The sequence below is a fragment of the Bacillus sp. jun7 genome, assembly GCF_051034795.1.
Taxonomy (GTDB): domain Bacteria; phylum Bacillota; class Bacilli; order Bacillales; family Bacillaceae; genus Bacillus; species Bacillus velezensis.
The window spans coordinates 1043142-1067993 of record NZ_CP093219.1; the positions used below are offsets into that span (position 1 = coordinate 1043142).

At 46.2% G+C, this 24852-nt stretch carries 26 protein-coding genes and 3 riboswitches; of the genes, 11 read left to right on the forward strand and 15 right to left on the reverse strand.

Annotated elements, in window-relative coordinates:
* Positions 1-165 precede the first annotated feature (165 nt).
* Positions 166-735 carry a DedA family protein gene (locus MJQ52_RS04430; protein WP_094247000.1) on the reverse strand — a complete coding sequence of 190 codons (570 nt, stop codon included), beginning with the start codon at positions 733-735 and terminating at the stop codon, positions 166-168.
* 643 nt (positions 736-1378) lie between these two features.
* Between MJQ52_RS04430 and MJQ52_RS04435 the strand changes: the two genes are divergently transcribed.
* Both MJQ52_RS04435 and MJQ52_RS04440 read left to right on the forward strand, forming a co-directional pair.
* Positions 1379-2260 (forward strand): Ku protein, encoded by an 882-nt coding sequence (locus tag MJQ52_RS04435; protein ID WP_070081710.1) that lies wholly within the window; start codon positions 1379-1381, stop codon positions 2258-2260.
* Positions 2261-2262: 2 nt separating this feature from the next.
* Positions 2263-4098 carry a DNA ligase D gene (locus MJQ52_RS04440; RefSeq protein ID WP_070081709.1) on the forward strand — a complete coding sequence of 612 codons (1836 nt, stop codon included), beginning with the start codon at positions 2263-2265 and terminating at the stop codon, positions 4096-4098.
* A 9-nt stretch (positions 4099-4107) separates the two neighbouring features.
* On the opposite strand, the gene MJQ52_RS04445 is transcribed toward MJQ52_RS04440, so the two are convergent.
* From MJQ52_RS04445 to MJQ52_RS04460, 4 genes are all read right to left on the reverse strand, one after another.
* Entirely contained in the window at positions 4108-4662 is a 555-nt protein-coding gene (locus MJQ52_RS04445) for a YkoP family protein (RefSeq protein ID WP_007407215.1), read from the reverse strand.
* 178 nt (positions 4663-4840) lie between these two features.
* Entirely contained in the window at positions 4841-5305 is a 465-nt protein-coding gene (locus MJQ52_RS04450) for a MarR family winged helix-turn-helix transcriptional regulator (RefSeq protein ID WP_007610911.1), read from the reverse strand.
* Positions 5306-5447: 142 nt separating this feature from the next.
* On the reverse strand, positions 5448-5630 hold the full coding sequence (locus MJQ52_RS04455) for a Fur-regulated basic protein FbpA (RefSeq protein ID WP_003154731.1): 183 nt from the start codon (positions 5628-5630) through the stop codon (positions 5448-5450).
* Positions 5631-5718: 88 nt separating this feature from the next.
* Positions 5719-5874: a hypothetical protein gene (locus tag MJQ52_RS04460; protein ID WP_191073308.1), complete on the reverse strand. Its 156-nt coding sequence runs from the start codon at positions 5872-5874 to the stop codon at positions 5719-5721.
* A gap of 194 nt (positions 5875-6068) precedes the next feature.
* Between MJQ52_RS04460 and tnrA the strand changes: the two genes are divergently transcribed.
* A complete protein-coding gene (tnrA, locus tag MJQ52_RS04465) occupies positions 6069-6401 on the forward strand; it encodes a MerR family transcriptional regulator TnrA (RefSeq protein WP_003154734.1) in 333 nt (110 codons plus the stop codon).
* Positions 6402-6436: 35 nt separating this feature from the next.
* On the opposite strand, the gene mgtE is transcribed toward tnrA, so the two are convergent.
* The 3 genes from mgtE to MJQ52_RS04480 all read right to left on the reverse strand — a co-directional run bounded on the left by mgtE (position 6437) and on the right by MJQ52_RS04480 (position 9790).
* Positions 6437-7792, reverse strand: coding sequence for a magnesium transporter (gene mgtE, locus MJQ52_RS04470; RefSeq protein ID WP_014304888.1), 1356 nt, complete (start codon positions 7790-7792; stop codon positions 6437-6439).
* Between the two features lie 235 nt (positions 7793-8027).
* A riboswitch (M-box (ykoK) riboswitch) is annotated at positions 8028-8193 on the reverse strand.
* A 106-nt stretch (positions 8194-8299) separates the two neighbouring features.
* Complete coding sequence (locus MJQ52_RS04475; RefSeq protein ID WP_003154740.1) at positions 8300-8437, reverse strand: transcriptional regulator SplA domain-containing protein; 138 nt, start codon at positions 8435-8437, stop codon at positions 8300-8302.
* A 90-nt stretch (positions 8438-8527) separates the two neighbouring features.
* Positions 8528-9790: a glycoside hydrolase family 18 protein gene (locus MJQ52_RS04480; protein WP_070081707.1), complete on the reverse strand. Its 1263-nt coding sequence runs from the start codon at positions 9788-9790 to the stop codon at positions 8528-8530.
* Between the two features lie 148 nt (positions 9791-9938).
* Positions 9939-10052: riboswitch (TPP riboswitch) on the forward strand.
* Positions 10053-10234: 182 nt separating this feature from the next.
* Here MJQ52_RS04480 and MJQ52_RS04485 point away from each other — a divergent pair.
* The 3 genes from MJQ52_RS04485 to MJQ52_RS04495 are packed head-to-tail and all read left to right on the forward strand — an operon-like array spanning position 10235 to position 13194.
* Positions 10235-10834, forward strand: a complete 600-nt coding sequence (locus tag MJQ52_RS04485; RefSeq protein ID WP_003154744.1) for an ECF transporter S component — start codon at positions 10235-10237, stop codon at positions 10832-10834.
* Positions 10821-12458: an ABC transporter ATP-binding protein gene (locus tag MJQ52_RS04490; RefSeq protein ID WP_191073307.1), complete on the forward strand. Its 1638-nt coding sequence runs from the start codon at positions 10821-10823 to the stop codon at positions 12456-12458. Before MJQ52_RS04485 ends, MJQ52_RS04490 begins: the two co-directional genes overlap by 14 nt.
* Positions 12433-13194, forward strand: a complete 762-nt coding sequence (locus tag MJQ52_RS04495; RefSeq protein WP_094032381.1) for an energy-coupling factor transporter transmembrane component T family protein — start codon at positions 12433-12435, stop codon at positions 13192-13194. The genes MJQ52_RS04490 and MJQ52_RS04495 overlap by 26 nt, the downstream gene beginning before the upstream one ends.
* Before the next feature lie 45 nt (positions 13195-13239).
* On the opposite strand, the gene MJQ52_RS04500 is transcribed toward MJQ52_RS04495, so the two are convergent.
* A complete protein-coding gene (locus tag MJQ52_RS04500; protein WP_094032380.1) occupies positions 13240-14073 on the reverse strand; it encodes an STAS domain-containing protein in 834 nt (277 codons plus the stop codon).
* 219 nt (positions 14074-14292) lie between these two features.
* Here MJQ52_RS04500 and MJQ52_RS04505 point away from each other — a divergent pair, with 219 nt between their 5' ends.
* Positions 14293-15252, forward strand: coding sequence for a S8 family peptidase (locus MJQ52_RS04505; protein WP_025851741.1), 960 nt, complete (start codon positions 14293-14295; stop codon positions 15250-15252).
* A gap of 139 nt (positions 15253-15391) precedes the next feature.
* Positions 15392-15546, forward strand: a riboswitch (SAM riboswitch).
* Positions 15547-15629: 83 nt separating this feature from the next.
* A complete protein-coding gene (gene metE / locus MJQ52_RS04510) occupies positions 15630-17918 on the forward strand; it encodes a 5-methyltetrahydropteroyltriglutamate--homocysteine S-methyltransferase (RefSeq protein WP_094247003.1) in 2289 nt (762 codons plus the stop codon).
* A gap of 48 nt (positions 17919-17966) precedes the next feature.
* On the opposite strand, the gene yeiL is transcribed toward metE, so the two are convergent.
* On the reverse strand, positions 17967-18638 hold the full coding sequence (yeiL, locus tag MJQ52_RS04515; RefSeq protein ID WP_094247004.1) for a transcriptional regulator YeiL: 672 nt from the start codon (positions 18636-18638) through the stop codon (positions 17967-17969).
* Between the two features lie 81 nt (positions 18639-18719).
* Here yeiL and MJQ52_RS04520 point away from each other — a divergent pair, with 81 nt between their 5' ends.
* Both MJQ52_RS04520 and MJQ52_RS04525 read left to right on the forward strand, forming a co-directional pair.
* A complete protein-coding gene (locus MJQ52_RS04520; protein WP_094247005.1) occupies positions 18720-19904 on the forward strand; it encodes an MFS transporter in 1185 nt (394 codons plus the stop codon).
* 241 nt (positions 19905-20145) lie between these two features.
* Positions 20146-21036 carry a BclA C-terminal domain-containing protein gene (locus tag MJQ52_RS04525; protein WP_094247006.1) on the forward strand — a complete coding sequence of 297 codons (891 nt, stop codon included), beginning with the start codon at positions 20146-20148 and terminating at the stop codon, positions 21034-21036.
* Between the two features lie 20 nt (positions 21037-21056).
* Here the strand turns inward: MJQ52_RS04525 and MJQ52_RS04530 are convergent, their stop codons facing one another.
* The 4 genes from MJQ52_RS04530 to MJQ52_RS04545 all read right to left on the reverse strand — a co-directional run bounded on the left by MJQ52_RS04530 (position 21057) and on the right by MJQ52_RS04545 (position 23810).
* Positions 21057-22184: a glycosyltransferase gene (locus MJQ52_RS04530; RefSeq protein ID WP_094247007.1), complete on the reverse strand. Its 1128-nt coding sequence runs from the start codon at positions 22182-22184 to the stop codon at positions 21057-21059.
* Between the two features lie 4 nt (positions 22185-22188).
* A complete protein-coding gene (locus MJQ52_RS04535) occupies positions 22189-22653 on the reverse strand; it encodes a hypothetical protein (protein WP_003154756.1) in 465 nt (154 codons plus the stop codon).
* 21 nt (positions 22654-22674) lie between these two features.
* Positions 22675-23259, reverse strand: a complete 585-nt coding sequence (locus tag MJQ52_RS04540) for a hypothetical protein (protein ID WP_003154757.1) — start codon at positions 23257-23259, stop codon at positions 22675-22677.
* Between the two features lie 140 nt (positions 23260-23399).
* A complete protein-coding gene (locus MJQ52_RS04545) occupies positions 23400-23810 on the reverse strand; it encodes an organic hydroperoxide resistance protein (RefSeq protein WP_003154758.1) in 411 nt (136 codons plus the stop codon).
* A 137-nt stretch (positions 23811-23947) separates the two neighbouring features.
* On the opposite strand from MJQ52_RS04545, the gene MJQ52_RS04550 reads away from it, so the two are divergent.
* Entirely contained in the window at positions 23948-24394 is a 447-nt protein-coding gene (locus MJQ52_RS04550) for a MarR family winged helix-turn-helix transcriptional regulator (RefSeq protein WP_014304877.1), read from the forward strand.
* Positions 24395-24421: 27 nt separating this feature from the next.
* Here MJQ52_RS04550 and MJQ52_RS04555 read toward each other — a convergent pair whose 3' ends face one another.
* Complete coding sequence (locus tag MJQ52_RS04555; protein WP_015388339.1) at positions 24422-24847, reverse strand: organic hydroperoxide resistance protein; 426 nt, start codon at positions 24845-24847, stop codon at positions 24422-24424.
* Positions 24848-24852 lie beyond the last annotated feature (5 nt).

The following is a 24852-nucleotide window of genomic DNA, read 5'->3' on the forward strand; positions in this document are numbered from 1 at the left end:
AGGCAAAGGTCTTGCTAGACATGAATGATTGGCATGCCAACAAAGCCGATGGATATGATCCATGAATTGACGACTTTGTTTCCGGAATATCCGGACGCTACTCCCCTTTGGGATTTCAAGAAATATTTGTTTATACGCTCATAATAAAGCCTGTTTCATCATTTGTCAACGCTTAACTTTTTTAACAAATTGAGAAATTTTTTCTGTTTTGATCCGCTGTTTTCTTCTCTTCAAAAACATCCAAAGAACGAGAAGCAACACAATGAATATACCTAGCGGAAGCATATATTGATCGAGAATGGAACCGACGCTTTTCCAATTTTCCCCGAGTTTCATTCCGAGGTATACGTAAGCAAATGTAATCGGCAGCATCGCTGCATATGTATATAGAGAGAACACCCAGATATTCATCTTTGCAATGCCGCACGGCAAAGAAATCAGCGTCCTGACCCCCGGTATAAAACGGCCGATGAACGCTACCAAACCTCCGTGCTTCTGAAAGAAATCATCTGATTTCTGCAGGGATTCGGGTTTTATCCATATATACTTTCCATATTTCAGCAAAAACGGCCGACCGCCCAGCCTGCCGATCCCATATAAGACAAGCGGACCTGAAACACCGCCGAGCGAACCGGCAAACACGGCTCCGGCAAGCGTCATATCCCCTTTTGAAACCCAATAGCCCGCAAGCGGAAGAACAATTTCCGCCGGGATGAATTCTATACTGAGCGCCAAAAAAATTCCGGCGTAAGATAAGCTTTTAAACGCTTCAATTATTGATATGATGAAATCTTCGATGATCTATCACTCCCGGCTTACGTCTATATTCTGAAACTTAAGAATGATTTTAACACAAAACCTTGAGGCTGAAATATCTTTTAGACATGCCCTTTATAAATGTGAGTCGTTTCGGATCGGTATAGCAAGGAGGGAATGACATGCGCAATACAACATCCCGCCTTTCTCCTGATTGCTCCTGGCGGCGGTTACATCACTTAAGATCTCCGGAAAAGTTACCCTTCGCGGTAAGCGGCGGCTGACCGGAATTCAGTTCATATGGGCAGTGCGTTTTGCCGGGATCTTTGCCATCACCGAATCTGTTTTATGGGAGCGGGAAATTCTCTCAGTCACTACATGGAAATGCGTGGGCATTTCCCGGGGAATGATTCTGTATAATCTTTTTGATCAACCATTGATGATTTTCGGGGACTTCAGCGATTTAAAGAACTTACCGATTCACATGCGATTTCCTTTTTAGCCGGCCATTACCGCATGAGGAAATGGAACAGCCGCTCCATGAACGCCGCATCACCCATAAGTTGCTACACATGGAACGGACCCGTTTATCCACAATAAAGACAAAAAGGAGTTTTTATTCATGCACACGATGTGGAAGGGTTCGATCAGTTTCGGCCTCGTCAATATCCCGGTCAAGCTCTTTGCGGCCACTGAAGATAAAGATATAAAATTCCGCAGTCTTCATAAAGAAGACCATGCGCCGATTAAATACGAAAAAATCTGCACCGGATGTGAAAAGAGTCTGGAGCCTGATGAAATCGTGAAAGGCTATGAGTATGTAAAAGGGAAATACGTCATTATGACAGACGAAGACTTGAAAGACGTAAAACAGGAACATGAAGAAAAAGCGGTTGAGATTGTTGACTTTGTCCAGCTGCAGGAAATCGATCCGATTTATTTTAACCGGTCATATTATGTCGGTCCGGGAGATAACGGCACAAAAGCCTATACACTTCTGCGGGAAGCGCTGAGGACGACGGGTAAAATCGGGATTGCCTCCATTACGATCCGCTCTAAACAGCAGCTTGCGATTCTTCGCGTGTATGACAACTGCATCGTGATGGAATCCATTCATTATCCGGATGAAGTCAGAAATGCCGGACATGTGCCGGGCGTTCCTGAGCAGACAGCCGTTAATGAAAAAGAGCTGCAGACGGCGATCACGTTAATTAATGAGCTGACAACCGAGTTTGACCCGGAACAATACGAAGACACATACCGGAAAGCCCTTCTCGCCAAAATTAACGATAAGCTCGAACATGAAGAAGCGGGCGTGACACCTGCTCCTGCCGGCCCGCGAGAAGATGTCATTGATCTTGTCAGCGCGCTTCAGGCAAGCATTGACCGGACGAAGCGGCCGAATCGCGAACAGGCTGCACCGGCACGGACAAAAGACACAGCGTCAACTGGCGGCGGAGGCAAAAAGCAGAAGACGACCAGACAAAAAGCCGGAACGTCTTAATCATGGTGCTGACGATGCAGCCGATTTTGACCTCTGTACCGCCTGAAGGCAGTGAGTGGCGCTATGAGGTAAAATATGACGGATTCCGCTGTCTTCTCCGCATAGACGAAAACGGCGTTACATTAACCAGCAGAAACGGACAGACGCTGACGAATCAATTTCCGGAAATCACGGCTTTTGCGGCCCGGTGTTTTCAGCACATGAAAGACAGGTTCCCCATTACGCTTGACGGAGAGCTTGTCTATTTAATCAATCCGTACAGGGCGGACTTTGAGCATCTTCAAATCCGCGGACGTTTAAAACGGACCGAAGCAATTAAAAGCACTGCTGATAGACGGCCGTGCCGCTTTCTGGCATTTGATCTCCTCGTTCTGGAAGGCGCCGGCACCGTCTCATTACCGTATGTGAAACGGAAGCGCGCCCTTTCCAATCTGCTTAAAGAAGCAAATCTTCCCGCCTGCCCTCATCACTTAGCGGAAGAAGCAATTCAATACATTCCGGAGCACACTGACTTTGATGCGCTTTGGGACAAGGTCGTCCGCCATGACGGAGAAGGTATCGTAGCCAAAAGGGCTTCCAGCGGATGGGCGGAAAATAAACGCTCTCCCGACTGGCAGAAGTATAAACATATGAAAACGGCTCACGTGCTATTAACCGGATTCAATCCGAAGAACGGGTATGTGACGGCCTCTGTTTTAAAAGACGGCATCGTCGTCCCGATCGCTTCCGTTTCCCACGGCATGCAGGCGGAAGAAAAAAACGCCGTCAGAACCATTATGGAGACCTACGGAAAAAAACAAAAAAGCGGCGAGTATACACTTGAGCCTTCTATCTGCATGACCGTGCAGTATTTAACCATATTGCAGGACACGCTGCGTGAAGTATCTTTTGTGTCCTTTCAGTTTGAAATGGATTGGATGGAATGCACGTATCAGCAGCTTATCCTCCGCTCTAAAACGCTGCCGCCGAAGCTGCAGTTCACAAGCCTGGATAAGATCGTTTTTAAAAAACGTGAAAAAACGAAAGCAGATTTCCTTAGTTATATGGTGAAAATGAGCGATTTTCTGATGCCCTTTCTTAAAGATCGGGCCGTCACGGTGATCCGTTATCCGCACGGCGCGCCTGGCGAATCTTTTTTTCAAAAAAACAAACCGGACTACACGCCGGACTTTGTCTCAAGCGTGTTTGACGGGAGCCACGAGCACATCGTATGCAGCAGCATACCGTCACTTCTATGGCTGGCTAATCAGCTGGCGCTTGAATTTCACGTTCCGTTTCAGACAGTGCATTCTGAAAGGCCCGCAGAAATCGTCATTGATCTTGATCCTCCGTCAAGGAATGATTTTCCTATGGCAGTGGAGGCTGCGCATGTGCTGAAACAGCTGTTTGACTCATTCAGCATGACGTCATTCCCGAAGCTCTCCGGAAATAAAGGCATTCAGCTCTACATCCCGCTTTCACCGGAAGCATTCACCTATGAAGAAACCCGTGCGTTCACAATGCTCATCGCCGATTATTGCGTCAGGACGCGCCCGGATCTTTTTACGACAGAGCGGTTTATCAAAAACCGAAACGGCAGGCTCTACCTAGATTATTTGCAGCATGCCGAAGGGAAAACCATTATCGCCCCCTATTCGACCCGGGGCAACGAATTGGGAACGGTTGCGGCTCCCCTTTATTGGAGCGAAGTCAACTCCTCTTTAACACCTGATGATTATACGATCGATACAGTAGTGAACCGCGTCAGGACAGAGGGAGATCCGTTTTATGATTTTTACCGGAATCCGCAGGACGGCCCGCTTTCAATCGTGCTTGAGCAAATCAAGAGAAAGAGCTGACGCTTTTGGTCAGCTCTTTTCAGTCTGATACGTGCACATCAATTTTTCTTTGGAAATAAATAAATAGCAGGAGTAAGGAATGTTTTTGAGGGTGAGCTGTTTTGCAGTAAAGTATAAAATGGGAATATGGGCCGCTTTCTTAAACAGCCTGTAGCAGCCGCTGGACGGTTTTATCACATCAAAACCGAGTCTCGCCGCTCCTTTATGAAGCATTGTAATGCCGACGACTCCCTTAATCTCGTCTTTCCGTTTATGCTGGTTAATATAATCCGCTAAATGAGGCATGGATTGATATACCTTCTGATATAGCATAATCCCCCTTCTGACCGCGCTTTCAATAGGCTGCAGCTCTTTCAGGAGTTTGACATTATGAAGATGAATCTTAACTAACACGTCGTTTTTTTTAATCCTGGTTCCGTCGCTCAGGATGACTTCTTTTCCTTTATATCTAGTCAAACGGACGCGGAATACATTCGATTGCCGTTTATCAATCAGCGTCAGCCGGGTAAAGAAGAAATAAAGCGGATCAAGTAAGTACCATATAGACAGCAGACAGCTTCTCACATGTTCACCTTCTTTATATTCAAAGCACCCTCATATTTTGGCATGGGGCATGTCACATTATGATTGGTAAATAATGATGCCGCCCTGTATCAGCTTATGCAAAAACCGCGTCAGGCTCTACTGTCCGGAACAGAAAAAAACACTCTTCGTGAAGAAGAGTGTCTGTATCCGCTTTCTTTTAACGGAAAAGCAAATGCTGGCTGTGAATTCCCGCTTTTTTCAGTAAGGCTATCAGCTGTTCCTGTTCCTCAGGCATAAGTCCTGAAAACGCTCTCGCAATTCTCAATGAATGAATCGGATAAATTTTATCCAAATACTCGTTTCCTTTATCAGTTAAATGGGCGTAAACAGACCGTTTGTCCTTCGGGTCTTGTTCTCTGACCAAAAACCCGTTTCTTTCAAGCTTGTCGATGACATAGGTGACATTCCCGCTGACAAGCAAAAGACGCGACCCGATTTGCTGAAGCTTTTGCGGTCCTCTCGTATAGAGCAGCTCCAAAACGGCAAATTCAGTCGGATTAAAACCGTGTTCTTTACTGTCGCGGATACTGTGTTCAGACACACTCTTGAAAGCCCTTGCAAAAACTTTGTACAAATTCATCGAACGCATCACTTCTTCTTCGTTAAATGATAATCTCATCATATCTACCCCGTATTTAAGATTTTTATAAAAAAATAATGTAAACCCTTACAATTCATAAGAGTCGTTCTTTGTTTTATATTCTATTCGTGCCGTTTTTCAGAATTCCTTCTTTTTTATATAAAAAAATACCCTTATACATCATTTAATTTGTATAAGGGTTCCGTTCTTTATAGGGAATGTTCCGAAAAAAATACGCGTATTCCTTTCTCAGCTCCGTAATTGTCATGGAATTAAGTATTTCTTTCGTATAGACTCCGATCTGCAGAAGCTTTTTGGAATAATGGTTTCTCTCTTTATCCAATGCATTTTGAAGCAAACGACTCATGACGGCCTCCTTTGTTTTCCGTTATTCTATGATCAGAATAACGCTTTTATATCAAAGATGTATAAAGCCATTGTAAAACTTCTGTAGATTATGATGTTTTTCGGTAAAGTCCGTTCTGGACGGCTCTGAACAGCGGAAAAGCGTGTTCCCCGGCAAGCTGCATGAACGCCTCCAGCATTTCATCGCGTTTCATATCTAATTCAATGATTTCTTTTGCCAGCGAAACCGCTTTTTCTTTCTCCATTCCTATCCTTCCTCCTCATTGTATCTGTACAATAAGCATAAAACGGGGGCACAGAACCATGCATTAACCTTGTCAATTTTTCTGCCGCTTTTTTTCTAAAATTTTCTATTCCGCGTCAGAAAACCTGACAAGCGTCAGGTTTTTTCTCTTTTTTTCTTATATAATATGAGTAAAAGACATCCAGGGGTGGAAAAATGACGACAGACGAACAATCTTACAAAGATAAAAAAGTAATCTCGATCGGCATTGTAAGCGAATTAACCGGATTGTCAGTCAGACAGATCAGATACTATGAAGAACGGAAATTAATCTACCCGCAGCGATCATCACGGGGAACGAGAAAGTATTCCTTCGCGGACGTTGAGCGGCTGATGGATATTGCCAACAAGCGGGAAGACGGCGTGCAGACGGCCGAGATTTTAAAAGACATGCGGAAAAAAGAACAGGCTCTCAAAAACGACCCGCAGCTCCGCAAAAAAATGCTGGAAGGACAGCTTAATGCTCATTTTAAGTATAAAAACCGCTGATCAAAAAAGTCCGCCTCCTGTGAGACGGACTTTTTTTATAAAGCATGAAGAAATGCAGTTGCAATGCCGAAATAAATTAATAAGGACAAAATATCGTTCAGTGTCGTAATCAGCGGGCCTGACGCAATCGCCGGGTCAATGTTCAGTTTATGAAGAATAATAGGGACGATCGTTCCGGCCATCGTACCGATAATCAACGTTGCAAGCAGCGATGAACCGACGACAAAACCGAGCGTTAAGTCTTTCTGCCAGACGGTTGCGACAATCGTTATCGCGATCGCACAGACGATGCCGATGTAGATACCGGTTCTTAATTCACGGAAAATCAGTTTAAAGATGGTTTTTTTATTCATTTCTTCTTTAGCCAGTCCTCTGATGACGACGGCGAGTGACTGTGTGCCTGTATTACCCGTCGTTCCCGCGATCATCGGCATGAAAAACGCGAGGGCGACTACTTTTTGCAATGTATCTTCAAAATAATTCAGAATGCTTCCGGAAATCAATCCGATAAACAAAAGCAGAATGAGCCAAGGCAAACGTCGGTACGCCGCCACGTATGCTTTCGTATCAAATGTAATCGCCTTACCGGAGGCTGCGAATTTTTCGTAATCTTCATCGGCTTCTTTAATCACGACGTCAATAATATCATCGACAGTGACAATACCGACAAGCACATTATTTTCTTCCACGATGGGAATGGCTAAAAAGTCATACCGCTGGATCAGCCGGGCGACTTCTTCCTGGTCTTGGAGCACCCCGGCCGAGATGACACGCGTAAACATGAGATCCTGCACTTTATCGTCAGGCTCGCCGAGAATTAAATCTCTGTAAGAGAGCACTCCGACAAGCTGCTTGCTGTCATTAATCACGTACAAGTAGTTAATTGATTCTGCGATTTCCGCAAAGCTTTTCAGCTTCACGACCGCATCTTTTACTGTATAATGCTGCGGAATCCAGACGAAGCGGTTCGTCATCATCCGGCCCGCCGATTCTTGCGGATAGTTCATCAAAAGCTGTACGGCCTTTGATTCCTCAGCCTCCATGCTGGATAAAAGCTGTTCTTTCAGTTCTTCATCCATCTCTTCCAGCAAAGCGGCGAGATCGTCGTTATCCATTTTATTCATTGCGAGAGTGGCTTTCGTTTTACCGACTTTATGCAAAACGGCAAGCTGAAATTCCCGCTCCAGTTCTCCGATCATGTCGGTGATGTCATCAACCGTCATATATGACAGATAGCGGGCCCGGTGCTTTTCCGGCATTTCTTTAAATAAAAATGCCATGTCATAGGGCTGAAGCTCATCTATCATGTTTCGGAATTCTTTTATTTTTCCGTCCCGCAATAAAATGATAATGCGTAATATGAGTTCGTCATAGGTCATGTTTTGGACCATCGGGACTCGTACCTCCTTTACGGAGACGCGCCGTCCGTCAAGGGAAGTGCGGCGGTTTGTCTCCTCATCATGTCGTCACTGGTTATCTGGCTGTATATGGGTACTTCTTCTGACATACTCGAATGGGGAGAATCCATACTCCGCACCTCCTTATCATGCTCAGTCGTGTACGTTTTGAGGCATAAAAAAAAACCTTCCGATATGAAGGCGAAAACAAGCACGGCAAATAAACGTGCGGGGCCTCCAATCGTAGAGCTTTAGCACTGTATGGCATAGGACAGCCATCCAGCTGCGTTAAGAATCACCTTATGTCGATGATTCCTGTTGACCCATTGGCGTCTTTGGACATTTTTGGGCAGCAGCGTATCTCCATACAGGAGCCTCACCTAACGAAGTTCTTATTTGAATTGACACACTGAGATTACAGAAAAAAAAGGAATGTGTCAACCTTAAATTTGTGATTTCAGCACATGCCTATAAAATAAACGGAATAAAGGCATAAAACCCTTATTCCGGCAAATCGCTTTCATCCTCTTCTGAAAGGAAATGATAGGATTCATGCAGCATGAGCGCGTATTCCCCTTCTTTCGTCGGGTGCGGTACATACTCAGCCTCGTTGATATACTGCTCTTCCCTTTTCTTCATATGACAGACCTCCTTTTCAATTTTAGATTGTCCAAAAGAAGCTCCGTTATCATAGGAAAGAAAAAATCACTTACGGAGAGGGACATGCAGCTATATTTTTCGGATCGTGAAAAAGTTCCTAAGCAGCCACGGGCCCGGTTTGAAACCGAGCGTTAATTGCCACGCGCCGATCGCCTGCAGTCCGAACTCCCGAACGAGAACCATTTTTTCACTCATGCTCCGTACATCCTCAAACCACACTTCATGCGTTCTTCCATTTTCATCAGTATACCGGAAGTAAGGGGAACGCTCCTGCTGGGAATAACGGATCATTGATTGATGCTTCATCGCCGTTTCCATGGCGCGCTGATTGGAGATGGCGGATCCGATCGTTCCCGGACGGTACGGAATCACCCAATCATACCCGTACAGCGGAACACCGAGAATCACTTTTCTTCTCGGCACCCTGCTGATGGCAAAATTGATCGTTTGCCTGACCTCTGTTAAAGGCGCCACGGGTCCCGGCTCACTGCCGGCGTGGTGCCAGTCGTACGCCATAATGAACATATAATCGACGACGGCTCCGATTCCGCCGTAATCATATCCCCTCAGCCACGGCACTGCATCACTTGTTTTCGCCGGAACCGATATCGTTAACGCGAGCTGATGCTCTGAAAGCCGGGTTTTTAACTGCCGGAGAAATCCTGTGAAGAGATCCCTGTCAGCTTCTCTGACCCGTTCAAAATCGATATTTACACCGCCGTATCCCTTTCTTACGGTTAAGGAGACGATATTGTTGACGAGATTCGTTCTTGCCGCCGGATTTTGCAGCACTTGATGGGCTAATTCCGGACTGAATCCCCCTTCTGTCAGATTCGTAATGACGGCAAGCGGGCGCACTCTGTTCTGCCATGTGGTTTCTATTGCGGTTCTGTCGTTTAAATCGTTCATGATATCTCCGTTCGGGCCGAAATGATATTCAAACAAAGAAATCGCCGAAGAATACGGCGCAAAATCATTAATGAGCTCTCTATCCGCTTCAGGCGTCCGAATGACATAAAATTGCAGGGTTCCCGCAAGATAGTTAGAGATATCAGGGATCTTCACTTTCATACCCGTCCGCAGCCGGTTCGGCGGAATATCCGGGTTTGCCTGCATCAGCTGCATCTGCGGCACATAAGCCTTACCTGCGATAACGGCATACGTATCATTCGGCTGAACCGTATATTCATTAATGGGGATTAAAAGCGCCTGTCCCGGCACGATATTCGTTTCCTCAAGCCCGTTGACGCTTCTGATGCTGTCAACAGGATATCCGTACTTTCTGCTGATGGAAAATAACGAGTCGCCAGACTGCACTGTATGAACAAACATAGATGTCCTCCGTTTCCTTTTGATCAAAAGGGGTCTTCTTATCTTTATGAATGATCCTCCGGTCCGATTCCAAACTCTGTTCGGAGAAAGGCTGTTTACAAATCAGACATGATCAACTATGATGATGTCATCATAAAAAACTGTATAGGAAACGCACTAGGGGTGCTGTTATCGGCTGAGATAAAACATGCGGCAGGCGTGTTTTGATCCCTTATAACCCGATCTGGATAATACCAGCGTGGGGAAGTGCAGATTGACCGGAGCGCAGGGTTTTTCCCCATGCGTTTTCGTTCTGCTGCTGCATATTCCCTCGGATATGCAGTTTTTTATTTTTCATTAAAAAACGGGGGAGGACACCGCAATATGAAACTTACGATCAATCGTCTTTCGTAAAATCAACTCTTTCATACAAACAACTATCCGATAAGAAAGCAGGAGATCACAATGAAAAATTGGAAAATGAGAGAAATTGTCGTCATGTCCGTCATCAGTGTTGTATTTGCTGTCATTTATTTAGTATCAACTCATGCAAGCAATATAGCGGCAGGATTTTTCGGCCGGATGAGTTATGAACCGATTTACGGTATCTGGTTTATCGTCTCGGTGATTGCCGCGTACATTATTCAAAAACCGGGAGCGGCTCTCGTTTCTGAAATCATCGCCGCGTTTGTGGAGTGCTTACTCGGAAATCCGTCAGGACCGATGGTGATTCTGATCGGGATCGCACAGGGAATCGGTGCGGAAGCGGTCTTTTTAGCGACACGCTGGCGGGTGTATACCCTGCCCGTGCTTCTTTTATCCGGTATGGGGTCTTCTGTGACAAGCTTCATTTATGACTTGTTCGTTTCCGGATACTCTGTTTTGAATCCGGGTTTATTAGCCGTCATGCTTCTCATCCGTCTGGTCTCAGGTGCGCTTCTTGCCGGCCTTCTCGGCAAAGCAATCAGTGATGCGCTGGCTTACACAGGAGTGCTGAACGGCATGGCGCTCGGAAAACAATTCAAGAAGAAAAAGAAACAGGTGAACCAAGATGCAGGCATCTGAACCCCTTCTATCCGCCGGCCGTCTTACCTTTTCTTATGATCAGGATGAAAAGCCGATTTTTCAAAACGTGTCCTTTCAGCTCCGCAAAGGAGAGCGGGCTTTGTTGCTCGGGCCGAGCGGATGCGGCAAAAGCTCGCTCGCTCTCTGTTTAAACGGTCTGTACCCGGAAGCATGCGATGGGGTTCAATCGGGAACCGTTTCTTTATACGGAACACCTCTTTCACATCTGACAGAACCCGCCGCCAGATCCATCGGCGTCGTGTTTCAAGATCCGGACCAGCAGTTTTGCATGCTGACGGTTGAAGATGAAATCGCCTTCGGCCTGGAAAATTTGCAATATACAAAAGAAGATATGGACGCAATCATCGATGACGTTTTAGAAAAATTAGAGATCACTCATCTGAAAACGCGAACGATCGCTTCGCTGTCAGGCGGTTCAAAACAAAAAGTGGCGCTTGCCTGTATCATTGCAATGGAACCGGAACTCATTATTTTGGACGAACCGACGGAACAGCTTGATCCATATTCCGCACGTGAATTAGTGCGGCTGATCAAAGATCTTCAAGCAAAAAAAGGCTTCGGCCTTCTCGTTATCGAACATCAGCTTGATCACTGGGCGCCGTGGATGGACAGGACGATTGTGCTTGACGAAACGGGTCAGAAGGTGATGGACGGAGAGACGGATGTTATCTTTGAAACCAAGATTGAAGAGCTGATGCAGCTCGGCATTCCGATTCCGCGTGTGATCTCATTGCAGGAGCACGTCAGCATTCCTTTTACATTGTGTAAAGAAAATCTGTTTCACGAACCTGTACCATCTCTGCCTGAACCCAGGCCCGTTGCGCTTTCGGCAGAAGACGCGCTGAGCGTTCACGGGCTGTCATTCTCAAGAGGAGCAGACGTCATTTTTCAGGATGTGAGCTTTTCCGTAAAAAAAGGTTCAATCACCGCGATTGCCGGCCCTAACGGAACAGGAAAATCCACGCTCCTTTCTGCCGCGGCCAAGCTCATCCGTCCGCTGGGCGGAGACATCAAAATAGGCGGCAGACCGATTGATTCCTATTCTGAAAAAGAGCTGCGGCGACAGATCGGATATGTTTTCCAAAATCCTGAACACCAGTTTGTCACAGATTCCGTCATTCAAGAGCTGATGTTCGGTTTTGAAAGCAACAGAGCCGCAAAGGAGAAAGCTCTTCAGCTGTTAACCCGATTCGGCCTGAGACGCCATGCCTCACAGCATCCGTTTTCTTTAAGCCAAGGACAAAAACGCCGGCTCAGCGTCGCGACGATGCTTATGCACAATGTGAACGTTTTGATGCTTGATGAACCGACTTTCGGACAGGATGCCAAAACGGCGCGGGAGTGTATGCAAATGCTCCGTGAGATTCAAAAGGAAGGAACGGCTGTTTTGATGGTGACACACGATATGGAACTCGTCTCGGATTATGCCGACACGATCCTTGTGCTCTGCGGCACGAAACTGGTATTCCGGGGAACTCCCGACGCTTTGTTTTCTGATAACATCGGGATCGCCGAGCAGGCACATTTGGCTTTGCCGCTGCGGTATGAATGGATGAAACACGACAGGAGGCGGAGAAATGAACTTGCGGCTGGAGGCTGTTAACCCGTCAATAAAGGCGGCGGCTGTATTGTTATGCGTCATTATGCTGTCGTTTATTTATAATCCGTACACCCCTGCTTTGTTTTATATCATCATTGCGGGAGGCGTCCTCTCAGCGGGGCGTGTGCCGCTGAAAAAATGGCTGCTGTTCACGATTCCATTTGTCATTCTGGCCTTCGGTTCTTTATGGACAGCCGCCGTATTCGGAAACGTCCCGACAACCGGAAGCAATCTGCTGTTTAAGCTCGGGCCGATTGCCGTCAACATTGATAATGCGGCGCTCGGGATTTCTATCGCGTTTCGTATTTTATGTTTTTCTGCTTTGTCGATGATGTTTCTTTTTACAACCGATCCGATTCTGTTCATGCTCAGTCTGATTCAGCAGTGTAAGCTGCCGCCCAAGCTTGCATACGGCGTTATCGCGGGATTCCGGTTTCTCCCTCTTCTGAAAGATGAAATCCTGATCATCCGGCAGGCGCACAGAATCAGGGGTGCGGCGTCTGATTCCGGGCTGAAAGGAAAGCTCTCCGCCTTCAGGCGCTTCACCATTCCGCTATTGGCAGGCGCAATCAGAAAGGCGGAACGCACGGCGATCGCGATGGAATCTAAAGGCTTTACGGGGAGCCGAAACCGCACGTTTTACAGAACTGTTACTGTGCGCCGCGCCGACTGGTGCTTTTTCCTGCTCGTGCTTCTGTTATTCGGCGCAAGCTGGCTCATTTCATTGTTGTTTGTATAAAAACAGGCCGCCGGAGTGATTCGGCAGCCTGTTTTGTTATGTATGTTATTGATGATAATTGAGAGCCTGAGCGAGATTGGACTTGACCGTAATATCTGAGAAATTAATGCCGAGCTGTACGGCGGTTTGAGCGATTTCCGGCCTGATTCCGGATAAAGTGGACGTGACGCCGATCAATTTCAGCGCCTCAATTAATTTAAAAATCTGATGCGCCACCATCGTATCGACAACCACTACACCCGACAGGTCAATTAACAGATGTTCAATCAGCCGTTTTGCACATGTGCTCAGCGTATTTTCAAGAATGAATTTGGCGCGCTCCGTGTCAATATCGCCGACAAGCGGCAGCAGCGCCGTCCGTTTGCTCAGCGTGATAACCGGCGAGCTTAACTCCAAAATCATTTCTCTTTGCGCATTCAGCTGCATTTTTGAGTTATGCTCAGCATGATCGACAAACGTGTAAATCGTAAAATCAAATACTTGCGTAATTAAATTCTCCCATTTCTTCCTTTCTCCCTGAGCAAACGAAGATTCATGTTTATCGGCAAACGCATCATAATAACTGATGTATAGTCTCCGATTTCTCATGAATTCACGGACCACATACTGGATGGGAGTATCCAGATGCTTCTGGTCTTTCGCAAGCTCAATCACCCACCGCTCGAACTCTTCTAAAAATTCTTTTTCCGGCATGATATACATTTTATTAATATGCCGGTAAAATTCTTTATCCTGCTCCGTCAGTTCTTCTGTGATGACGGGATTTGTCAAAGAATAAATCGAATTCGGATCCGAATCTTCCATCGTTTCGATCCACTCTTTCGCAATTTGATCCACTTGTTCTGAAAAATAGCTGTATAATGCTTCACTTATCTTCATATCTCTTCTCCTTTCCCATTTCCAATTATAGCGTCAGCGGGTCATGAATGAAAATGAAAGCTGTTAAACTATCCATTTATTTGAAATTTTTTAGTACGATAGATTACGCCTTTTTTATGAAAATGCTTCAAATGACTCTTTCCGGCCGGCATGCTCTGCCATAAAATAGTAGCAACACCCTTGTATCCACTCGCAAGCATAAAAAAGGAGGGCTTTTTTATGAATGGTGAAATGCATTTGATTCCTTATGTCACGGATGAACAGATCATGGATGTGAACGAGCTTCCTGAGGGGATTAAAGTGATTAAGGCGCCAGAGTTGTGGGCAAAAGGGTTTAAAGGCAAGGATATTAAAATCGCGGTGCTTGACACAGGCTGCGACATCAATCATCCTGATTTGAAAGACCGGATTGTCGGCGGGAAAAACTTCACCGATGATGACGGAGGCAAAGAAGACGTGATTTCCGATTACAACGGACACGGGACACACGTTTCCGGAACGATTGCAGCCAATGATTCAAACGGCGGAATTTCGGGTGTCGCGCCGGAAGCAAGCCTTTTAATCGTTAAAGTTCTCGGCGGTCAAAACGGCAGCGGCAAATACGAATGGATCATTAACGGCATCAACTACGCCGTTGAACAAAAGGCGGACATTATTTCCATGTCACTCGGCGGGCCGAACGATGTGCCTGAATTGAAAGAAGCCGTCACAAATGCGGTAAACAGCGGTGTTCTGGTCGTTTGCGCGGCAGGAAACGAAGGCGACGGAGACGAGCGTACAGAGGAACTGTCGTATCCGGCCGCTTACAACGAAGTGATCGCAGTCGGATCAGTCTCAATCGCCCGTAAATCGTCTGAATTTTCAAACGCTAATAAAGAGATTGACCTGGTGGCTCCGGGAGAAAATATTCTCTCCACCCTTCCCAACCATAAATACGGGAAGCTGACGGGCACTTCAATGGCCGCCCCGCATGTGAGCGGAGCGCTTGCCTTAATAAAAGGGCTTGAACAGGACGCGTTTCAGCGGACGCTTTCTGAGGCTGAAGTCTACGCCCAGCTCGTGCGGCGGACCCTTCCTTTGGACATCGCCAAAACATTGGCCGGGAACGGATTTCTGTATTTAGACGCGCCTGAAGTGCTGATGGAAAGAGCCGAACAGGCGCAGCTGCTGTCTTTCTGATATTTTTCTCGTATAATGATTGATCAGTTTGTCACATCACCAATTTTTAAATTGTGAGATTTTCTATTGACAGTGATCTGAATAAGCTGATAAGATAACCAACAAATGATGTAACTTTTCAAAAAAATTGAAATACTTTCTCTTATCGAGAGTTGGGCGAGGGATTGGCCTTTTGACCCCAACAGCAACCGACCGTAATTCCATTGTGAAATGGGGCGCGTGATTTTTGCGCCGAGACAATTGTCTCATAAGGCACGGTGCTAATTCCATCAGACGTGATCTGAGAGATAAGAGAGGCTTGCATTTTGAAGTTAAAGCCTCTTTCTCTCATGAGAAAGAGGCTTTTTTGTTACATCTCACTTAAAGGAGGAGACTTAATGACAACAATCAAAACTTCGAACCTCGGTTTTCCGAGAATCGGCTTGAACAGAGAATGGAAAAAAGCACTTGAGGCTTATTGGAAAGGAAACACTGATAAAGAAACGTTTCTTAAAGAGCTTGACGGCTTATTCTTATCAGCTGTCAAAACCCAGCTTGACCAACATATCGATATCGTGCCGGTCTCTGATTTCACCCATTATGACCATGTGCTTGATACCGCCGTCAGCTTTAACTGGATTCCGGAGAGATTCCGAAGCATCACGGATCCCGTTGATACATACTTTGCGATTGCCCGCGGTGTAAAAGACGCCGTTTCCAGTGAAATGACGAAATGGTTCAATACCAACTACCATTACATCGTTCCTGAATATGACGAAAGTATTGAATTCCGTCTGACGAGAAATAAACAGCTTGATGACTACCGCCGGATCAAAGAAGAATTCGGAGCGGAAACGAAACCTGTCATCGTCGGTCCATATACATTCGTCACGCTTGCGAAAGGATACGAAGAATCAGAAGCGAAAGCGATTCAAAAACGCCTTGTTCCTCTTTATGTGCAGCTTCTGAAAGAACTTGAAGCAGAAGGCGTCAAATGGGTTCAGATTGATGAGCCTGCCCTTGTGACAGCTTCTTCTGAAGACGTCCGCGCCGCCAAAGACCTCTATGAAGCGATCACAAAAGAGCTCTCAGGGCTGAATGTCCTCCTGCAGACATACTTTGATTCGGTTGATGCATATGAAGAACTCGTTTCTTATCCTGTACAAGGAATCGGACTTGATTTCGTGCATGATAAAGGCAGAAACCTTGAGCAATTGAAAAAGCACGGCTTCCCGAAAGATAAAGTGCTGGCAGCCGGTGTGGTCGACGGCCGGAACATTTGGAAAATCGATGTTGAAGAACGCCTTGATGCAGCTTTGGATATCCTCAGCCACGCTGATGTTGAGGAGTTATGGATTCAGCCTTCAAGCAGTCTTCTGCACGTGCCGGTGGCGAAACACCCTGACGAGCATCTTGAAAAGGATTTGCTGAACGGCCTGTCATACGCTAAAGAAAAACTGGCGGAACTCGGCGTCTTAAAAGAAGGGCTTCTGTCCGGCAAAGCGGCCGTCAATGAGCAGATCGAAGAATCAAAAGCGGCACTTAAGGCTTTAAAAGCATTCGCAACAGGAGCGAACTCAGCTCAAAAAGAAGAGCTGAATCAGCTGACGGAAAAAGATTTCTCCCGTCCGGCAAGCTTTGAAGAACGATTGGCGCTGCAGAATGAATCACTCGGTCTTCCTCTTCTGCCGACGACGACAATCGGAAGCTTCCCTCAATCTGCCGAGGTGCGGAGCGCACGGCAAAAATGGCGGAAAAAAGATTGGACGGATGAACAGTACCAAGCCTTTATTAATGCGGAAACGAAGCGCTGGGTTGACATTCAGGAAGAAATCGGCTTAGACGTGCTCGTTCACGGAGAATTTGAGCGGACGGATATGGTCGAATACTTCGGTGAAAAACTGGCCGGATTCGCCTTTACGAAATATGCATGGGTGCAGTCTTACGGTTCACGCTGCGTACGTCCGCCTGTCATTTTCGGAGATGTCGAATTTATCGAACCGATGACGGTAAAAGATACGGTCTACGCCCAATCGCTGACTGAAAAACACATGAAAGGCATGCTGACGGGACCTGTCACCATCTTAAACTGGTCATTCCCGCGTGTGGATATTTCAAGAAAAGAAATCGCCTTCCAGATCGGGCTCGCCCTCAGAAAAGAAGTAAAAGCGCTTGAAGATGCCGGTATTCAGATTATCCAAGTGGATGAACCCGCGCTCCGCGAAGGACTGCCGTTAAAAACGCAGGATTGGGATGAATATTTAACTTGGGCCGCAGAAGCATTCCGGTTAACGACATCTTCTGTGCGAAACGAGACGCAGATTCATACGCATATGTGTTACAGCAACTTTGAAGATATCGTAGATACGATCAATGATCTTGACGCGGATGTCATTACAATCGAACACAGCAGAAGCCACGGAGGATTTTTAGAGTACCTGAAAGAACATCCTTACGTGAAAGGCCTCGGACTCGGTGTATACGACATTCACAGCCCGCGTGTGCCGGCAACTGAAGAAATCTATCAAATTATTGATGACGCGCTTGAAGTGTGTCCGACTGACCGCTTCTGGGTAAACCCGGACTGCGGACTGAAAACAAGACAGCAGGAAGAAACCGTTGCGGCATTAAAAAATATGGTCGACGCCGCGAAACAGGCACGAAAAAACCAAGCTCAGCTTGTATAATCAAAACAGCCATCCGTAATTTGCGGATGGCTGTTTTTTCTGGGCGTGCTACTTATTCTGCAGCGCTTCTGCAAGTTCATACAATGAATCATACTGCTTCATTTGATAGCCCCGCCCTTCTTTTTGCAAATACCCTTTTTGGCAGAATTGCGTCAGCACATGCAAGAGATGACGGTAAGATACACCCAAATAATCACAGACCGTTACGTGCTTCTCTTTATAAACCCCTTTATAAGCCGTCTGCAAAATAAAATCAGCAAGCCGGTTTTCAAGCGGGAACGCCAGACTTTGTGAATATTTCGAAGCCATAAGCGTTGCCTTAGCACTTAAAAACTTAGCCAGCTCACGCAGGAATTTCGCATCCTGCAGCAATTGCGCGCGGCAGCGGTAAATAGGCAGAGCAAAACAAACAGTCTTCGCTGAGGCTTGAATTCCTTTTGTGTAATACCCTTCATGTAATAGTTCCATCTCTCCGATGTAATCATTTTTGTTGATAAAATTAATTAAAGAGACTTTCCCGTTTTGGTGGGTTACATATATTTTCGCTTTTCCTTCAATCACGTAAAACAGGAAGTCAGGTCTCCTGCCCTCTTGAATAATCCATTCGTCCCGCTCATATTCGCGCACTTCCATAAACTCTTCAGCGGGGAAAGAGAATAAATGCGCGATTGAGTGTTTTTTTAACTGATGCCGCTTTTTCTCGCCTTTATAAATTTCCATCGTCCACCCCAAAAATATGAGATATCTCATATTGTCTTTATGTCCTTACATGATAACATGCCAATGAAAGGAGGAACGGGAATGAAAGCATATCGCTGGATGAGTCTGCATTTTTTTTGTTTTTTTATGACATGGGGTGTTTTTCTGCCCTATTGGACGGGATGGATGGTGCATATAAAAGGGGTTTCCGTATCCGAAGCCAGTTTCATTATGAGTCTGGGCCTGGCGGCAAGAGGGATTTCCACATTATTTTTCTTCCCTTATTTATCAGGAAAATTCAGTAGCAAAGCCTTATTAAACGGCGCCAGAATCGGGACGCTTCTCGCACTTTTATGTTATATTCCGGCTGATTCTTTTCAAAGCCTGCTTCTTGTCACATTAGTGTTGCATGTGTTTTACCCGGCTTTAATGCCTGCTTTAGACAGCGCTTGCGGCGTCCTTGTACAGCATAACGAATTAAAGGCTTATGGGACTAGCCGACAGTGGGGATCCGCGGGTTTTGTTTCAGCCGGCGTCATCCTGTCCGTCTTTACAGGTATATTCGGAGATCAAGCGATTTTATGGGCACTGCTTTTGGGCACCCTGATATTCGCATCCCTAAGCTTTATGCATGCGCCAGCTGTTCTTTCAAAACGGCCGGAAACAGACCGTGCAAGAAAAGAGGGCATGTTTGCCTTATTCCGCATTAAATATTTCGGTCTGGTGCTCGCAATCGTTATCTTACTGCAGGCGGCACATGCATCTTACTACAATTACGGTTATCTCTTTTTGCAGGAAATCGATGCGCCCGCATATGCCATCGGAATCATCATCAACATCGCCGTTATCGCGGAGATTATCTTCTTTGCAATCGCTGACCGATACTTTCATCAATTTACGGCAGGCTCTTTGCTCGCCCTGGCGGCGCTTGGTGCTACCGTACGCTGGATACTCGTATTTGCCTTTCCGCATGTCATCATTTTCTGTCTTGCGCAGACGCTGCATGCCTGTTCATTCGCGATGGGACACTATGCATTTATGAAATACTTAATTAAAAATATTTCACCCGCGCAAATCCCGAAAGCCCAAGGTATATATTCAGCGCTTGCTCTCAGCTGGAGCACTGCGGTATTTACTATTTTCGGAGGTTTTTTATATGAAATTGAACCCCGGTATGCCTTTATCGGAATGATTGTTTGTACGATACCGTCCATGCTTCTCGCCCTTTTATACAGAAAACTTGAAATGAAAAAGAGCGTTTTTGCAGGAAACGCACAAGATATATAGCCATCGCTTTATAGACGATCACATGTCCCGCTGTCATTTTGACCGATTTTGTGAATGCTGTGCGATGTATTTTCTCTATATTTAAAGTATTTCCTTCATATATGATGAAATTAATGAAGGGAATTCGTTCAGAAACTTGGACAGAATCAGTGAATATAATGATACAGTACTGCTTACGCTCATTTGGGGGAACTTTGTTCGCAATAAAATGATTTTCAGCCAACTCATAAGGAGGGACATTGTGTCACAGCCTAATTTGCCCAATATCACCCCTGTCGTTACACTGTCCAGAGACGATACCATTAACCTTCTTCTTTCGTCAATTGCTATGGAAGAGCTGGGAATGGCACATATTCTGAATGCGGAAGGGGAAAAAATCCAATACGCGCTCGGAACGATCCCCGGATTAACAGGACCCCCGTCAAGTCTTGCGGATATTCTTAACCTGAATGAGAGCGTCCGGGATACGCTTGACAGCTTAATGAAACAGGAGCTCCTTCCCGGTTCAAAATTGGACAGTATCTCAAATATCCCTACACTGGCGGGACCGACTGGTGCCACGGGGCCGACGGGACCAGCCGGAGCGACGGGGCCAACAGGACCGACCGGAATTACCGGGGCTACTGGCGGCACTGGATCAACTGGAATTACTGGCGTTACAGGACCGACCGGAGTTACCGGGGCTACCGGCATTACAGGGCCTCCGGGAAGCACCGGAACAAGTCTGACAGCCACTTCCGGCTATGCGAGCAATACGGGCGGCGGTGTTGTCGCAGTTATTGTCGGCGGCACGGACATTTCCTTACCGAATGAACAAAACCTCTCAGCGGATATTACCGCTAATGCCGCAAATACTGTATTCACCGTTGCTCCGGCAGGACGGTACTATATTTCCTACCATATTAATTTAACGGCCGGCCTGCTAGTAAGTTCGCGCATCTTAATCAACGGCACTCCGGCTGCAAGTTCGATTATTGCCCCGGTCGCGTCTTTGGCAAGCTTCAATAACTCCTTTATTGTGACTTTGACAGCAGGCAGCACCATTCAGCTCCAGCTGTTCGGATTATTGGGTGCGGCCACATTGCTTAGAGGAAGTGCCGGCGCAGCTTTAAACATTATTCGATTATCTTAATGGAACATGCAAAAAAAGGATCAGGCGTTTGTCCGCTGATCCTTTTTTAATTGAGACAGAAGTTCTTGCGCGGGTTTAAATTGCGGATTGAATTTCACGGATTTTTTGGCGTAAGCGATGGCCGTCATATCATGGTTTAATGCAGCATGGCATTTCGCCATATAATAAAAAGCTCTGAAATCGGCGGCACCTTTTAAAATGAAGTGATCAGCGTTTTCTCCTTCAACCTGCGTTCCGGCTTCAAATGCTTTGATTGCCGCTCTGTACTTTTCCAAATGATATAATACAAGGCCTTTATAATAATGAAGATTGCTGTAATCAGGATAAAGCTTGAGCACTTTTTCAATCCCTTGTTCGGCTTCTTCATATCGCTTGATCTCAAGCAATATTGTATATTTTAGAAAATACAGAAGAGACGGAGGCATTCGTTTCTCACTTAAAAATTGAAATATTGAGCCGTTGACAAGATGTAATGCTTTTTCATAGTCTTTTATTCTGTAACATTCACTTGCCAGATGATAGACTAGCCACGGATCAGGATTTTCCTCTGAAAGTTCTTCATTTAATATGCTGATATTCCGTTTATGTTTTTGTTTGATTTTTTCTTCCTGCTCCAAGTAGCCGTAGTGATGAATCACACATGGGAGCGTGAAAAAAGCATTGTTTTCTTCCTCATTGGGAGCCGAGATATTCTCGTGAATTCTGCCTTGATACAGAAGGCCTTTATGATTGCGGAACAGCCTCGGCTGCATGCTTTCAAACGCTTCGTTTTCATCGAGCTGCTTCCCCGTATAATTGATGATTTTCAAAAGTCCCCGGCTCGGTAATCCGTCATGAAGCAGAGAAGTTAAAAAACGGCCCGTCTCCTGATCGAGCTCTTCATCCGCGTCAAGCACTAATATCCAATCCCCTTCGGCATGCTGCAGGGCGTAATTTCTGGCCTTTGCGAAATCATTCTCCCATTCGAAATCAAACACTCTTGCCTGAAAGCTTTTACATATATCTTTTGTATTATCTTGTGATCCGGTGTCTGCGATGACGATCTCATCAGCGATGTCTTGTACACTTGATAAACAACGGGAGATATATCTCTCCTCGTTTTTCACAATCATGCAAAGAGTCAGTTTACATTCAGCATTTCCGCTCATTTTCTCACCTTTCCCGATTTTGGAGTTGTTGATTGAACCAAGGCCGTCCAGGAGTGCCGTTCATCGTTATGATGACAGGCCGCACCCATCTGACGGCAGGTTCGGCAGTTGATTCTGCATCCCATTCCTGAAGCTGCCTGACAGCCCGCTTCGTAATGGGATGCGCCCGGAATTCGCGCGGGCTTTCACAAATGAATTTTTTCGTTCGTTCCGTCACTGTCTTCATTTCATGAAAGTGCCGCGCATACATCTGCTTCTGTTCTTCTTCCAAGCTGATCATTAAAAACAGCCGGCCGCCCGTTTCCATCTGCCAGCGGCACAATGCGGAGAACAGCCTGATTTCTTCTTTGTAATTTGAACCCCTTCTTTTATCCACGGTCACAGATAATATATTTAACAGCGCCATCGTGAGACAATGCAAGGCTTCAAAAGATGTCTGTTTCGCTTTTGAGATGCTCGGATACGGCATATGCTTCACCCGTCTCTTTTTTTATGAACGCTCCCCGCCTTTTTTCTTCCAATCGCAGTCCTCACAATCCCCGCACTCACAGCAGCCAATACGGCCGTAAAACAGGTCGTCACACGGATCTTCCGGATCACTGGGATCGTCCGGATTCCACGGGTCATCAGGATCGCCCGGATCACTCGGATTACTTGGGTCGTCCGGATTCCACGGGTCATCAGGATCACCGGGATCACTCGGATTACTTGGGTCGTCCGGATTCCACGGGTCATCAGGATCGCCTGGATCACTCGGATTACTTGGATCGTCCGGGTCTATACAGGCTTCAGCATCCTGTAAGTAGATAATGTCTTCAAGCTTCGTCTGCAAAAGGAGTTGTGATTTCATGACGGTGCGCAGGAGCCGTTCAGTGCTTCTATTGATTGATGATAATTCCCCTAAGGAGGGATCGCCGGAAGCGCTGAGAAACATTTGAATCCTTTCCGCTTCCGCCTGCAGAATATGGGATAGTCCGATTTCTTCCATAGCCACGGATGAAAGAAGGAGGTTCAGGGTCTCACATCTGGAGAGTGTAATGTCCGGGGTGATGTTCGGTATGTTTGGAAGAGACATCGATTTCTCCCTCTTTTCTCTTGGTGTCATTATGCAAAAGTGCTATATCGTATTCTTATTCCGGGAGAGAAGAGATCATTACTGATGTTTTCGTTAATAAAATATCCCGGATATGAAATCCGGGATATTCGTTCGTTTCTTTATTTCAATTCAAGTTTGACGTCTACATTTCCTCTTGTTGCTTTTGAATACGGACAGAACTCGTGAGCGGCGTGCACCAGCTTCTCCGCCGTTTCTTTATCAAGATCTTTTGTATCAATGACGAGCGTTACGCCGATTTTGTAACCCCCGTCACTCTCATCTTTTAAAAGGCTGACCTGTCCTTCAATTTCAGAGGTCATGTCGATTTTTTGTTTTTGGGCGGCGAGCTCAAGCGCTCCCCCGAAGCAGGCAGCATATCCTGCCGCAAAGAGCTGTTCAGGGTTTGTGCCGGTTTCTCCGTCTTTTTTTGCATTCGGCATGATGATGTCAAAATCCAGCACCCCGTCTTCGGATTTAATATGTCCTGCTCGTCCGCCGACTGCGGTCGCTTTTGAAGTAAATAATGCCATTATTATCAGCCTCCTCATTGTACTTACTGTATATATTGCCCCTGCTCATATTTTTAAACATGATTGCAATAGGAAATGGGCCGTTTTTCGGCTACAATAGGGGTAACGTTAACAAAAAAGAGTTGGTGAAAGAAGTAATGGCAGAAAAAGATTTTGAACATATGAAACTGGAGAATCAGCTATGTTTTTTGCTGTACGCAAGCTCAAGGGAAATGACGAAACGGTACAAACCGCTGCTTGATAAGCTCAACGTAACTTATCCCCAGTATTTGGCGCTGCTTTTATTATGGGAGCACGAAGAACTGAATGTGAAACGGATGGGTGAGCTTTTGCACCTGGATTCCGGAACGCTGACACCGATGCTGAAACGGATGGAGCAGCACGGAATCATCATGAGAAAGCGGTCGGCTGAAGACGAGCGATCCGTGACGATCAGGCTCACAGATGAAGGACGGGCCTTGCAGAATACAGCGGCGGATATCCCCATTGCCATGCTGGAACAGACGGGACTGTCAAAAGAGGAATTAAAGCAGGTAAAACAGTCGCTTTATGAGGTTTTGAAAACGCTGCACGGCAAAAAATAAGGATGCCCCGAATGGGCATCCTTATTTTTATTCTGCTGCCAGAAGCTTCACTTCAATATTTCCCGCCGTCGCTTTTGAATACGGGCAGACACCGTGCGCTTTTTGGATAAGGGCTTCAAGCTCCTGTTTCTCAATGCCGGATGCTTTGACCTCAAGCGTAACACCGAGTTTATATCCTTGGTCTCTTTCATCTTTCAGCAGACTGACATGCGCAGTGACCTCTGTTTCAATACTCAGACGCTCTTTTCTTGCTACGAGTTGAAGAGCGCTGTCAAAGCAGGCTGAATATCCTGCGGCAAACAGCTGTTCAGGGTTTGTAGCTTGTTCGAGCTTTTTTGCTCTTGGCGTTCCCGGCATGGCAACATCAAGATTCAGCACCCCGTCAGAAGACGTGACTTTCCCTTCACGTCCGCCTGCGGCTGAAACGGTTGCAGTAAATAATGGTTTTGTCATGTAAA